This is a genomic window from Acinetobacter kanungonis, from assembly GCF_009939195.1.
Taxonomy (GTDB): domain Bacteria; phylum Pseudomonadota; class Gammaproteobacteria; order Pseudomonadales; family Moraxellaceae; genus Acinetobacter; species Acinetobacter kanungonis.
In genome coordinates this window covers 82,209-95,283 of the sequence record NZ_JAACKC010000003.1, presented here as the reverse complement: position 1 = coordinate 95,283, position 13,075 = coordinate 82,209, and the positions used below count along the sequence as shown (strand labels likewise).

General features: G+C 43.5%; 11 protein-coding genes and 5 tRNA genes. All 16 read right to left on the bottom strand.

Going from position 1 to position 13,075, the window contains the following annotated elements; all coding sequences use genetic code 11:
* Positions 1-110: 110 nt before the first annotated feature.
* The 16 genes from rpoB to GWK51_RS06645 all read right to left on the bottom strand — a co-directional run bounded on the left by rpoB (position 111) and on the right by GWK51_RS06645 (position 13,014).
* A complete protein-coding gene (gene rpoB, locus GWK51_RS06720; RefSeq protein ID WP_161933129.1) occupies positions 111-4,199 on the bottom strand; it encodes a DNA-directed RNA polymerase subunit beta in 4,089 nt (1,362 codons plus the stop codon).
* A 306-nt stretch (positions 4,200-4,505) separates the two neighbouring features.
* Positions 4,506-4,874 (bottom strand): 50S ribosomal protein L7/L12, encoded by a 369-nt coding sequence (gene rplL, locus GWK51_RS06715; RefSeq protein ID WP_016168444.1) that lies wholly within the window; start codon positions 4,872-4,874, stop codon positions 4,506-4,508.
* Positions 4,875-4,916: 42 nt separating this feature from the next.
* Complete coding sequence (gene rplJ, locus GWK51_RS06710; RefSeq protein WP_100242783.1) at positions 4,917-5,423, bottom strand: 50S ribosomal protein L10; 507 nt, start codon at positions 5,421-5,423, stop codon at positions 4,917-4,919.
* Positions 5,424-5,719: 296 nt separating this feature from the next.
* Positions 5,720-6,415: a 50S ribosomal protein L1 gene (gene rplA, locus GWK51_RS06705; protein WP_161933128.1), complete on the bottom strand. Its 696-nt coding sequence runs from the start codon at positions 6,413-6,415 to the stop codon at positions 5,720-5,722.
* Positions 6,416-6,418: 3 nt separating this feature from the next.
* Positions 6,419-6,847 carry a 50S ribosomal protein L11 gene (rplK, locus tag GWK51_RS06700; protein WP_001074682.1) on the bottom strand — a complete coding sequence of 143 codons (429 nt, stop codon included), beginning with the start codon at positions 6,845-6,847 and terminating at the stop codon, positions 6,419-6,421.
* 116 nt (positions 6,848-6,963) lie between these two features.
* Complete coding sequence (gene nusG, locus GWK51_RS06695; protein WP_100242785.1) at positions 6,964-7,497, bottom strand: transcription termination/antitermination protein NusG; 534 nt, start codon at positions 7,495-7,497, stop codon at positions 6,964-6,966.
* 7 nt (positions 7,498-7,504) lie between these two features.
* Positions 7,505-7,945 (bottom strand): preprotein translocase subunit SecE, encoded by a 441-nt coding sequence (gene secE, locus GWK51_RS06690; RefSeq protein WP_100242786.1) that lies wholly within the window; start codon positions 7,943-7,945, stop codon positions 7,505-7,507.
* A 75-nt stretch (positions 7,946-8,020) separates the two neighbouring features.
* Positions 8,021-8,096 (bottom strand) — tRNA-Trp (locus tag GWK51_RS06685).
* 49 nt (positions 8,097-8,145) lie between these two features.
* Positions 8,146-9,336 (bottom strand): elongation factor Tu, encoded by a 1,191-nt coding sequence (gene tuf / locus GWK51_RS06680; protein WP_161933127.1) that lies wholly within the window; start codon positions 9,334-9,336, stop codon positions 8,146-8,148.
* Between the two features lie 147 nt (positions 9,337-9,483).
* Positions 9,484-9,558: transfer RNA gene (locus GWK51_RS06675), tRNA-Thr, on the bottom strand.
* A gap of 12 nt (positions 9,559-9,570) precedes the next feature.
* Positions 9,571-9,646, bottom strand: a tRNA-Gly gene (locus tag GWK51_RS06670).
* A gap of 36 nt (positions 9,647-9,682) precedes the next feature.
* Positions 9,683-9,766, bottom strand: a tRNA-Tyr gene (locus GWK51_RS06665).
* Positions 9,767-9,820: 54 nt separating this feature from the next.
* Positions 9,821-9,896 (bottom strand) — tRNA-Thr (locus GWK51_RS06660).
* Positions 9,897-9,994: 98 nt separating this feature from the next.
* Entirely contained in the window at positions 9,995-11,488 is a 1,494-nt protein-coding gene (gene trpE / locus GWK51_RS06655; protein ID WP_161933126.1) for an anthranilate synthase component I, read from the bottom strand.
* A gap of 115 nt (positions 11,489-11,603) precedes the next feature.
* Positions 11,604-12,275 carry a phosphoglycolate phosphatase gene (locus tag GWK51_RS06650; protein ID WP_161933125.1) on the bottom strand — a complete coding sequence of 224 codons (672 nt, stop codon included), beginning with the start codon at positions 12,273-12,275 and terminating at the stop codon, positions 11,604-11,606.
* Between the two features lie 70 nt (positions 12,276-12,345).
* Positions 12,346-13,014 (bottom strand): FHA domain-containing protein, encoded by a 669-nt coding sequence (locus GWK51_RS06645; protein ID WP_161933124.1) that lies wholly within the window; start codon positions 13,012-13,014, stop codon positions 12,346-12,348.
* Positions 13,015-13,075 lie beyond the last annotated feature (61 nt).

Genomic DNA, 13,075 nt, shown 5'->3' with positions numbered 1-13,075 from the left:
TGTGTTGTGGAGATTTTCACTTCACAACTGGGTCACAAATATTGTTTCTTAACTGATTAATCTCCCACTCCCCTTTTTCTCAAAGAGAGTGAGAGATTTAATGGAGAGAATTAGTCACCATTTTTCAGTTCAATGTTGATACCTAAAGAACGGATCTCTTTGGTCAATACGTTGAACGATTCAGGCATACCTGGGTCCATGTAGTGGTTACCATCTACAATGTTCTTATAGATACGGGTACGACCTTCAACATCATCCGACTTCACTGTAAGCATTTCTTGAAGTGTATAAGCTGCGCCATAAGCTTCAAGTGCCCAGACCTCCATCTCACCGAAACGCTGACCACCGAACTGAGCTTTACCACCCAATGGCTGTTGCGTTACTAATGAGTAAGAACCAGTTGAACGCGCATGCATCTTGTCGTCAACCAAGTGGTTCAACTTCAGCATGTACATATAACCAACAGTTACAGGACGGTCGAAACGCTCACCTGTACGTCCATCAAACAATACCGTTTGACCCGAACGTGGAATTTCAGCCAACTCAAGTAACTCTTTGATTTGCTCTTCTTCAGCACCATCAAATACAGGTGTTGCTAAAGGTACACCAGCGCGTAAGTTACCCGCCAATACCAAGATTTCATCGTCAGTTAAGCTGTCTAGATCTTCTTGCTGACCGCCAACTTTGTTGTAGATCTTGTCAAGGAAGATACGTAATTCAGCAATTTCACGTTGTTGTTTGAGCATCTTATCAATTTGCTCACCCAAACCTTTCGCTGCCATACCCAAGTGAGTTTCAAGAATCTGACCCACGTTCATACGTGACGGTACGCCCAACGGGTTCAATACGATATCAACTGGTACACCATTGGCATCATGTGGCATGTCTTCAACAGGCAAGATGTTGGATACAACACCCTTGTTACCGTGACGACCCGCCATCTTATCACCAGGCTGGATACGACGTTTAACTGCAAGGTAAACCTTCACAACTTTCAATACGCCAGTTGTAAGTTCGTCACCTGTAGAAAGTTTGCGTTTTTTCTCAGCAAACTTCTCGTCAATTTCGAAGCTCTTCTCTTTCAAGAACACTTGAATTTGCGTCAAACGTTCAGCAATTGCTTCATCGCTTGGCTGGATTTCAAGTAAGTCAACCAACTCTAAGCCAGACAACATATCTTCAGAAAGTTTGTCGCCACGCTTGGTACCGCCACCGCCATTCGATTCTTGGCCAGTCAACAAGCGAACAATACGTTCACGTGCCGCTTCTTCGAAGATTTTGTATTCTTCTTTCAAGTCTTTACGGTATGCATCTAATTGAGCTTTCTCAATTGCAAGCGCACGTTCATCTTTCTCTAAGCCATCACGTGTGAAGACTTGAACGTCGATGACTGTCCCTTTCGTGCCCGATGGAACACGTAAAGAAGAGTCTTTTACGTCCGCTGCTTTTTCACCGAAGATTGCGCGAAGCAGTTTTTCTTCAGGAGTTAATTGCGTTTCACCTTTAGGCGTTACTTTACCAACAAGGATGTCACCCGCAGCAACTTCAGCACCGATATAAACGATACCTGACTCATCGAGTTTAGAAAGTGCAGCTTCACCCACGTTCGGGATATCAGCGGTAATTTCTTCTGCACCCAATTTAGTATCACGTGCAACACATGACAATTCTTGGATGTGAATCGAGGTTAAACGGTCTTCTTGAAGTACACGCTCAGATAATAAGATCGAGTCTTCGTAGTTATAACCATTCCACGTCATGAACGCGACGCGCATGTTTTGACCCAGCGCAAGTTCACCGCCATCAGTTGATGGACCATCAGCCAAGACGTCACCGCGAGCAACTTTGTCGCCCATGCGCACTACAACGTTTTGGTTGATACATGTATTTTGGTTAGAACGTGTATATTTAATCAGGTTATAGATATCTACACCTGCTTCACCCGCAACCATTTCTTCTTCGTTTACACGAATCACGATACGAGAAGCATCAACGTATTCAATTGCACCACCACGGTTTGCGATGACACACACACCCGAGTCACGTGCTACGTTTGCTTCCATACCTGTACCAACAAGTGGCTTGTCCGCCAATAATGTCGGAACAGCCTGACGTTGCATGTTCGAACCCATTAATGCACGGTTCGCGTCATCGTGTTCAAGGAACGGAATCAATGATGCTGCAACAGATACAACCTGCTGAGCAGATACGTCCATATGCGTCACTTTTTCAGGAGGCATACGTACGAAATCGCCTTGGTGACGTACAGATACGAATTCTTCAGTCAAATGGTTATCCGCATCAACTGCAGAGTCGGCCTGTGCAATAACAGTACCTACTTCTTCAATCGCAGATAAGTATTCAACTTCGTCTGTTACGCGACCATCAACAACTTTACGGTATGGAGTTTCCAAGAAACCGAAGTTATTACATTTTGCATAAACAGAAAGCGAGTTGATCAAACCAATGTTTGGACCTTCAGGCGTTTCAATTGGACATACACGACCGTAGTGAGTTTGATGTACGTCACGTACCTCAAAGCCCGCACGCTCACGTGTCAAACCACCAGGACCAAGCGCAGATACACGACGTTTGTGCGTAATCTCAGACAATGGGTTGTTTTGATCCATGAACTGAGACAATTGGCTTGAACCAAAGAATTCTTTGATTGCAGCAGCAACTGGTTTCGCGTTGATTAAATCTTGCGGAGACAAGTTGTCTGTTTCTGCTTGGCTTAAACGCTCTTTCACAGCACGTTCAACACGAACTAAACCAACACGGAATTGGTTTTCAGTCATTTCACCAACAGAACGTACACGACGGTTACCCAAGTGGTCGATATCGTCCACTTCGCCTTTACCGTTACGGATTTCAACCAATGTTTTTAATACATCAGTGATATCACCGTTTGAAAGAATACCTTCAACTTCACGTGACTTCTGGTCAGTACCCACTTCATATGGACGACCAAGACGACGGTTAAACTTCATACGACCCACTGGCGATAAGTCATAACGCTCAGAGGAGAAGAATAAGTTGTTGAATAAGTTTTCAGCCGCTTCTTTGGTTGGTGGCTCACCTGGACGCATTACCTTGTAGATTTCTACAAGTGCTTCTTCACGACCTGTCGTCGTATCGGCACGTAATGTATCTGCGATGAATGAACCGCGGTCGATGTCGTTAGTGAACAGAATATTGAACTGTTTCACACCGCCTTCAGCCAATTTCACCATGATTTCATGGCTCAACAAGGTGTTAGCAGCAATCACTTCACCATCACGTAAAGTAATGTCTTCAGCCGTGATACGCTCGTACAAGTATTCATCTGGAACAGAAAGCTTGGTTAAGCCAGCAGCTTCCATTTGACGTACATGACGCGCATTGATACGTTTACCTTGCTCAACAATCACTTTGCCGTCATTATCAGCAATGTCGAATTGCGCCATTTCGCCACGTAGACGTTCTGGTACAAGGTCAATTTGGTAGCTACCCATGTCTAAATAGACAGGTACTTTCTCGTAGAACAAGTCTAGAATTTGTTCGTTGCTGTAATCTAATGCACGAAGCACCACAGTCGCCAATAATTTACGACGACGGTCAATACGTACATAGACTAAGTCTTTCGCATCAAATTCAAAGTCTAACCATGAACCACGGTAAGGAATAATACGTGCTGAATAAAGCACTTTACCGCTAGAGTGGGTTTTACCCTTGTCATGGTCAAAGAACACGCCTGGTGAACGGTGTAACTGAGATACGATTACACGCTCAGTACCATTAATAACGAAAGTACCGTTATCCGTCATGAGTGGCATTTCACCCATGTACACTTCTTGCTCACGCACGTCTTTGATTGATTTCGTTTCACGATCTTTAATGATCAAACGAATTTTTACGCGCATTGGTGCCGCATAAGTTGAGCCACGAAGAATACATTCGCGTACATCAAACTCTGGCTTACCAAGACTATACTCAACAAATTCTAGAGCAGCATTGCCAGAATAACTTTCTATAGGAAAAACTGAACGAAATGCGGCTTGGAGACCGATATCTTCGCGGCTTTTTGGTGATTTGCCATCTTGCAAGAACGTTCTGTACGAGTCGACTTGAATCGCGAGCAAGTACGGAGCATCCATAACACTAGGCAATTTACCAAAATTCTTACGGATCCGTTTCTTTTCGGTATATGAGTATGCCATCTGGAGTCCTCGGAAAGTAAACTAAACCCGCCTGCAGAACGGGTTTAGAAGGAATTACGCAGGCCGATATGGCCACCACTGTTTACAAATGCTGCAATTTTTAGTGGTATTAAAACGCTTAACAATATTTTTTAAATGGAAAAATATTGGTAAGCGTTTAAAGTTTGTGTTTATTGTTTAAATTTGATGATTTTTACGTCAATCAAATTACAGTCGAGCCGATTATTGTAACGCAAAAAGGCTGATGACCCAAGAGCCATCAGCCATTTTGTGGAGCCGATTATAAAAAATCGACTCCCCTTAAGATTACTTAAGAGTAACTGTAGCACCAGCTTCTTCAAGTTTCTTCTTAAGCTCTTCGCCTTCTTCTTTAGACACGCCTTCTTTAAGAACTGCAGGAGCGCCTTCAACCATATCTTTAGCTTCTTTAAGACCAAGGCCAGTAGCTTCACGAACTGCTTTAATTACAGCAACTTTGTTAGCACCGAAAGAAGTCAACTCTACGTTGAATTCAGTTTGTTCTTCAGCAGCAGCAGCAGCGCCAGGAGCAGCAGCAACAGCTACAGCAGCAGCAGATACGTTAAATTTTTCTTCGAAAGCAGAGATAAGTTCAACAAGTTCAAGAACTGTTTTTTCAGCAACTGCGTTTAAGATTTCTTCGTTAGTTAAAGCCATGAGAATAACTCCAAATGGATATTGAATGGTGTGAAAGTAGGATTAAGCCGCTTCTGACTCGTTTTTCTCTTTGAGCGCTGTAATAAGGCGACCCAATTTCGAAATAGGAGCTTGAAGAACAGACGCAAGCATAGTAAGCGCTTTTTCTTGGTTCGGAAGATTTGCGATAACGCTAACTTCAGCACCTTGATAAACTTTGCCATCAAAGGCAGCAGCTTTAAGTTCAAATGCTTTGTTAGATTTTGCAAATTCTTCGAACAAGCGAGCAGCTGCACCCATGTCGTCTTCAGAAGTTGAGAAACCGAGAATGGTTGGGCCAACAAGATCATCGTTCAAGATATTGAATTGAGTATCTTGAAGAGCGCGTTTAGCTAAAGTATTACGCACGATACGTGTAGTAACACCCAACTTACGAGCTTCAACACGAAGTTGTGTTAATTGCTCTACGCTTGAACCTTGATAGTTAGCCACAACAACAGAAAATGCCTTAGCAGCTACATCGCTAACTTCAGCAACAATCTGTTTTTTGTCTTCGATAAGAAGAGCCATTGTAAAACCTCCTAACGGTGATTTATGTACCCGTGAAGGTACACCCCAATTCGTAAGTCCTTTCAGACTTACACGCGGAGGAGGAATAAATCACACCACCGCGTCTACTCAGGCTGGGTTATTAAGAGAGAGGCGTAAAACCCCTCTCGCCCGAGGTCTTTGACGCTGATAAATATATATTTATCAATTCAAAGTTTGCCTAAGTTCGCAAAATACGACAGCGCGTTTCTTGCGTAAAAATCAAAGCAGCACTTTGATTTTTACTCAGGGCTTTAAAATTCCGGACTAAGTCAAACTTAGTTAGAAACGTTGTTTACATCAACAACAAGACCAGGACCCATAGTTGAGCTCAAAGTGATCTTTTTGATGTATACACCTTTAGAAGTCGCTGGCTTTAATTTTTTCAAGTCAGCAACTAAAGTTTCAACGTTTTGGCGAACAGCTTCAGCAGTGAAACCTACTTGACCGATCGCAGCGTGGATAATACCCGCTTTGTCTACACGGTAACGCGCTTGACCAGCTTTTGCATTTTTAACTGCACCAGCAACGTCAGGAGTTACAGTACCCACTTTCGGGTTTGGCATTAAGCCACGTGGACCAAGAATCGTACCCAACTTACCTACAACGCGCATTGCATCTGGAGCAGCAATGACTACGTCGAAGTCAAGGTTACCTTGTTGAATGCTTTCAGCAAGATCATCAAAACCAACGATGTCCGCGCCTTCAGCTTTAGCAGCTTCAGCAGCAGCGCCTTGAGCAAACACAGCAACACGTACAGTTTTACCAGTACCTGCAGGAAGTGTAGTCGCGCCACGAACAACTTGGTCAGATTTACGAGGGTCAACACCTAGGTTTACCGCAACATCCAAAGATTCTTTGAATTTAGCAGCTGGTAAGCTAGAAAGAACTTGTACTGCTTCTTCCAAAGTGTAAACTTTGTTTGCTTCAATAGCAGCAGCAATGGCTTTTTGACGTTTAGTTAACTTTGCCATGTCTTATAGCTCCACTTCCAAGCCCATAGAACGTGCAGAACCAGCGATGGTACGAACACGTGCGTCTAAATCAGCACCAGTTAAATCTGGTTCTTTAGTAGTCGCGATTTCTTCTAACTGAGCACGAGTCAACTTACCAACTTTGGTTTTGTTAGGTACAGATGAACCCTTTTGGATACCAGCAGCTTTCTTAAGAAGAATAGATGCAGGTGGAGTTTTCATGATGAATGTGAACGACTTATCGTTGTACACAGTGATCACTACAGGAATTGGAAGACCTGGTTCAACTTTTTGTGTAGCAGCATTGAATTCTTTACAGAATGCCATGATGTTAACACCACGTTGACCTAGTGCAGGACCAATCGGTGGAGATGGATTTGCTTTACCAGCTGGAACTTGCAGCTTGATATAGCCGTCAATCTTCTTAGCCATTTCAATTACCTCTGGGTACGAACGCCTTTTACAGCTCCCCAATATTTTCTTGCAGTGGTATCCACTACAACAACAATGCCCGATTCAAGAAATCGGGCGTTTTAAACCAATTCAGATTAAATTGTTTTTTCGACTTGGCGAAATTCCAATTCAACTTGCGTTGGTCGATTAAACACATTAATCGTCAACGTTAAACGTGACTTATCGTATAGAACTTCTTCCACCACGCCTTTAAAGTCGGTGAATGGACCGTCAATTACGAGTAATTCTTCACCTGGTTCAAACATCGTCTTCGGACGAGGTGCTTCACCAGTATTGCGTACACGAGCAAGAATCGCGTCTGCTTCTCTTTGCGTAATCGGTGCAGGTTTTTCTGCTGTACCACCGATGAAACCTAAAACTTTAGGACACTCTTTTACAATGTGCCAAGTTTCATCATTCATTTCCATTTCAACTAACACATAGCCAGGAAAGAATTTACGCTCAGACTTACGTTTCTTACCATCCTTCATTTCTACCACTTCTTCAGTAGGAACGAGGACTTCACCAAAGCTATCGGCTACAGCGCTACGCTGGATTCGATCATTAAGTGAACGCATCACCTGTTTTTCATAACCTGAATAGGCATGAATAATGTACCAACGTTTCATAGCTCTCTTACCCGATAATAAACTTCATTAACCAGCCCAAAATATAGTCAAAACACCACAATAAAATAGATGCTACAACGACTACCGCAAGAACCTGCCATGAGGTGGTCACGGTCTCTTGCTTGGTTGGCCATGTGACACGACGCAATTCAATACGCGCATCTTTTAGCAAACGAACAAAGCCTTTGCCTTGATGGGTGGCGTATAATAAACCTAAAGCCACAACGATACAAGACAAAATTACACCAACACGCACCCAAATATCATTTGCTGGTGCCCAGTATGCTGGCAAGTGCTGATTTACCATGGTTGCACCAATGATTAAAATCAATGCAATAATCCATAGCACAACATCTAATGGTGAGCCAGAACTGACAACTTCAGCAGAATTATTTCTTTGAGGGATAGGCGCGTCGCTTAATGCGTCACGCGATTTATCATTCGACATTTTTTTACTCGTCGTAGAATTCGCGATTTATTATATGACTAGTTTAGCCAGCATCAAGCTCTTTTACGAAAAAAGTGGCAGGCTAGGAGGGACTCGAACCCCCAACATTCGGTTTTGGAGACCGACGCTCTACCAATTGAACTACTAGCCTGCAGAGTAAGTCGAGAATCGAAATTCTCGACTTAAAACATATATACTTATTATGCAGTTACTTTCGCAACAACACCAGCACCTACTGTACGACCACCTTCACGGATCGCAAAACGTAGACCTGGGTCCATTGCGATTGGATGGATTAATTCTACTGACATTTCAACGTTGTCACCAGGCATTACCATTTCCACGCCTTCTTGTAATTGGATTGCGCCAGTTACGTCAGTTGTACGGAAATAGAATTGTGGACGGTAACCGTTAAGGAATGGAGTATGACGACCACCTTCTTCTTTAGAAAGTACGTATACTTCTGCGTCGAATTTAGTGTGCGGCTTGATTGTACCTGGTTTAGCAAGTACTTGGCCACGTTGTACGTCTTCACGCTTAGTACCACGAAGAAGAACACCACAGTTCTCGCCCGCACGGCCTTCGTCAAGAAGCTTACGGAACATTTCAACGCCAGTAACTGTAGTTGTTTGAGTATCACGGATACCAACGATTTCTACAGATTCGCCTACTTTCACGATACCAGCTTCTACACGACCAGTTACTACTGTACCACGGCCAGAGATAGAGAATACGTCTTCGATTGGCATTAAGAATGCTTTGTCGATAGCACGTTCTGGTTCTGGAATGTAAGAGTCAAGCGCTTCAACAAGAGCAAGAACTGAAGACTCACCATACTGACCAGCGTCGCCATTAAGCGCAGCAAGAGCAGAACCACGGATAACTGGAGTGTCATCGCCTGGGAAGTCATAAGTAGAAAGAAGTTCACGAACTTCCATTTCTACTAATTCAAGTAATTCTTCGTCGTCAACAAGGTCGCATTTGTTTAAGAATACGATGATGTAAGGTACACCAACCTGACGTGAAAGAAGGATGTGTTCACGAGTTTGTGGCATTGGACCATCAGTCGCAGCACATACAAGGATCGCGCCGTCCATCTGAGCAGCACCAGTAATCATGTTTTTAACATAATCGGCGTGGCCCGGGCAGTCTACGTGAGCGTAGTGACGAGTTGGAGAATCGTATTCTACGTGTGAAGTATTAATTGTAATACCACGTGCTTTTTCTTCAGGAGCAGAGTCGATTTGTGAGTAATCTTTCGCTTCACCGCCGTAAGTTTTTGCACAGATCGTTGCAATCGCAGCAGTTAAAGTAGTTTTACCATGGTCAACGTGACCGATTGTGCCCACGTTTACGTGTGGCTTATTACGTTCAAACTTAGCCTTAGCCATGTTTATATTCCTCGTTTACGTCGAACACACTTCTGAGAAAAGCTCAGCATCGACATATCGCCTAAAAAAGCAGACACCCAATACTTGAAAAGCAGACTAATAAGCCTGCTTTTTAAAATCTTTGTAGAATATCTACTAAACTGTATCTGGAGCTCTTATCGAGATTTGAACTCGAGACCTCTCCCTTACCAAGGGAGTGCTCTACCACTGAGCTATAAGAGCAATCATCTTCGATGGAGCGGGAGACGAGGGTCGAACTCGCGACATGTAGCTTGGAAGGCTACCGCTCTACCAACTGAGCTACTCCCGCTTAATGTTGGTAATGTACCACTTCAATCGAAGTTAATGGTGGTGAGAGAAGGATTCGAACCTTCGAAACTTTCGTAGCGGAGTTACAGTCCGCCCCCTTTGACCGCTCGGGAATCTCACCATATCACACTTATTTCAGTGTCGTTCTTTACTTCACAACTACACACCTTTAAGATGGTGCCGGCACACGGATTCGAACTGTGGACCTACTGATTACAAGTCAGTTGCTCTACCAACTGAGCTATGCCGGCTCTTCTTAGTGTTTCGTACGTTTCGTATCGGAACGGTGTGCAGTTTAGCAAAACTTAGAATCCTTGCAAGTGTTTTTTTCAAAAAAATTGCGAAAAACTCATAAAATCAATCCATTTGATGATAATTCAACCGCTTTGATCACTGCGCGAGCTTTTATTTGGGTTTCATTCCACTCAGATTCAGGATTTGAGTCCGCAACCAGCCCTGCTCCAGCCTGAACATAGACCTTATTTTCACGAATGACACAGGTACGAATCGCAATCGACATGTCCATTTCACCATGCCAGCCTAAATAACCAACAGCACCACCAAAAATTCCACGTTTTACTGGTTCAACTTCGTCAATAATTTCCATGGCACGAATTTTTGGCGCACCAGAAAGTGTGCCTGCAGGGAAAGTTGCTTTAAAAACATCCAATGCATCTACATCATCACGCACTTCACCTTGTACATTGGAGACAATATGCATCACATGCGAATAACGTTCGATCACCATTTGATCAGTCACTTGTACTTTACCAATTTTAGAAACGCGACCAACATCATTACGCCCTAAATCAATCAACATTAAGTGCTCTGCAATTTCTTTTTCATCGGAAAGCAAATCTTTTTCCAACGCCAAATCTTCTTCTTTGGTTTTGCCACGTGGACGTGTGCCCGCCAAAGGGCGGACTGTAGCAATTCCGTTTTCTAAACGCGATAGAATTTCTGGAGATGAACCGACGATATGAAACGGCTTCTGATCTTCTAACGTCCGCCCTTGTACCAAGAACAAATAGGGTGATGGATTCAAGTGGCGTAAAGCACGATAGACCTGCAAAGCCTCACCATCAAAATCCGAAACCATACGATGTCCAGGCACCACCTGCATCACATCCCCTGCACGAATATACTCTTTGACCGTTTCAATTGACTCCAGAAACTTGTCTTTGCCTGTCAATGATTCAAAATGCGGTGCGGTATGTTTCTTCGCTTGCAAACTCACAGGGGTTGCTAGCAACCTTTCTAATATATCGAGCTGTGTTTGCGCTTTAAAGTAAGCTTCTGGATCATTCACATCAGCATGCACAATCAAAAACAGGGTGTCTTTTAAATTATCAAACACGATTACAGTTTTAGACAGCATCATCCATATATCTGGCAAGCCTACTGGATCAGCCTCAGGTACATTATTGAGGCGTGGTTCAATATAACGCACCGCATCATAGCCAAAATACCCCACTAAACCGCCCGTAAAGTTTGGCAAAGCAGGTAAATCTACTTGGGTTGGCACTTTAAATTGCGATAAAAAATCACGAATGTATTGGAATGGGTCAGCACAGGCTTGCTTTTCATGTGAACCATTGACATGCTGAATGGTGAGTTGTCCCGCATTACAGGAAAACACGGTCGATTCACCCAAACCAATAATCGAATAGCGCGCCCAGTTTTCACCACCCTCAACCGACTCGAATAAGTAGGCTTGCTGATGACCCTTTAGACGGGCAAAAACAGATAAGGGGGTTTCGGTATCCGCCAAACGTTGACGGTAAACGGGAATCAGGTTGTAGCCTTGTGTTTTTAATTGTTCGTATTGCACTTGAGTCGTCATGAGGTTCTCTTTAAATTTTCGATTAGGGTCAATTCAATTTTTCGTTACATCAGACTGAGCGACGCCATCGAAAAGCTTTACAACGACTCATGTGTCATTATTCCTTATCTACAAATTATGCTGTGATTAATTCTCTTAAATCATCCACCACAAGTTGTGGTTGGCAATCCTGTATATCTTCTCCATGATTATAACCATAGCTTACGACAATACAATCAATACCCGCACGTCGCGCCGCTTCAACATCATTGCTTGAATCACCAAACATCAGCGTTTGAGATTTTTCAACCTGATATTCCTCTACACAATGCAGCAACTGACGTGGATGCGGCTTACGCTCTTCAAAACGATCACCACCGATGACATCGACAAAGTATTTCGACATGCCTAATGCCTCAACAATCATGCGTGCAGGCAATTCAGGCTTATTGGTCACACAAATCATGGTTTTATTCTGTTGTAAACCCCATTCCAGAAACTCCAGAATGCCATGAAATGGACGTGTTTCAACACAAGGCTCTGCATTGTAAATTTGCAAAAAGGTATCGAGCAATTGCTTATGCTGTGCAGGATCGACCTCGCCTGTGAGATATTCCAAGGTGCTGTGACAGAAAATTGAAGTCCCCTTTCCTACCCAAACACGGACTTGCTGCTCGGTGACCAGTGGCAGCTGAAGTACATTCAGGCTCATATTCATTGCACGATATAAGTCGGTCGCTGAATCGACCAAGGTTCCATCCAAATCAAACAGCATTAATTCACGGCGATCTAATTGTGCAATATTCATAAGCGACCCAAATTCTTCAGTAATAAAAAAGGCATGCCAGAGCATGCCTTTATTGTAGGGATTTCCCAGATTATTTAAACATCACCCACGCCAAGATGGCTAAAATCACCAAAACAATAATGGTGATTAAACCCAACGACGCATTTTTCTGTTGTACACGCTCTTCTTCAACACGAGAAACAGGTTGTTCAACGGGAATTGGCTCAGGATTTGGCGTGGCTTTAGACACATCCACACCTTCTGGAATTGGCGCAGGTTTTGGCACAGAGACATGCTGTGGCATACCATCTCGACTTAACTGCACATTGCCATCACGCTCAGTCAAGCTAGGCATTCCTTGATCATTCATCTGTTCTGCTGCGGTTTTTTCTGCAGTCGTTTCAGATGGTGCAACAGCTTCTGCAGGCTGCTCTACTACGGTTTCAGCCTCTGCAGCATCTGCCGATTGCGCAGGCGCTAACACGGAAAATTTAAAGCTGGCGAACTGAACAATGTCGCCCTCTTGTAATGGACTTTCAGTTTCAATTCTTAAGTCATTCACAAAAGTGCCATTAGATGAGTTTAAATCTTGCACCCATAACGCTTGCTCTTTTAACAACAACGCGGCATGTTTACGCGACACTTCTGCCGACTGCAACAAAACATCTGCTTCTTGATGACGCCCAACCAACATATCACGGTCGATGCTGATTTCCTGCCCCGCGTATTCGCCCGTAATTGCCTGTATCTTCCAAGTCATTACATTATCTCTTTATTGATTTTGCATCATCATACCATGCAAGCAGTACATTTCAATTTTG

What these genes read in the sequence shown, in the direction of transcription:
- trpE (WP_161933126.1), bottom strand. Translation starts at nt 11,488, where the DNA reads ATGACGACTCAAGTGCAATACGAACAATTAAAAACACAAGGCTACAAC.
- tuf (WP_161933127.1), bottom strand. Translation starts at nt 9,336, where the DNA reads ATGGCTAAGGCTAAGTTTGAACGTAATAAGCCACACGTAAACGTGGGC.
- rplK (WP_001074682.1), bottom strand. Translation starts at nt 6,847, where the DNA reads ATGGCTAAGAAGATTGACGGCTATATCAAGCTGCAAGTTCCAGCTGGT.
- rplJ (WP_100242783.1), bottom strand. Translation starts at nt 5,423, where the DNA reads ATGGCTCTTCTTATCGAAGACAAAAAACAGATTGTTGCTGAAGTTAGC.
- rplL (WP_016168444.1), bottom strand. Translation starts at nt 4,874, where the DNA reads ATGGCTTTAACTAACGAAGAAATCTTAAACGCAGTTGCTGAAAAAACA.
- rplA (WP_161933128.1), bottom strand. Translation starts at nt 6,415, where the DNA reads ATGGCAAAGTTAACTAAACGTCAAAAAGCCATTGCTGCTGCTATTGAA.
- nusG (WP_100242785.1), bottom strand. Translation starts at nt 7,497, where the DNA reads ATGAAACGTTGGTACATTATTCATGCCTATTCAGGTTATGAAAAACAG.
- secE (WP_100242786.1), bottom strand. Translation starts at nt 7,945, where the DNA reads ATGTCGAATGATAAATCGCGTGACGCATTAAGCGACGCGCCTATCCCT.
- rpoB (WP_161933129.1), bottom strand. Translation starts at nt 4,199, where the DNA reads ATGGCATACTCATATACCGAAAAGAAACGGATCCGTAAGAATTTTGGT.
- GWK51_RS06650 (WP_161933125.1), bottom strand. Translation starts at nt 12,275, where the DNA reads ATGAATATTGCACAATTAGATCGCCGTGAATTAATGCTGTTTGATTTG.
- GWK51_RS06645 (WP_161933124.1), bottom strand. Translation starts at nt 13,014, where the DNA reads ATGACTTGGAAGATACAGGCAATTACGGGCGAATACGCGGGGCAGGAA.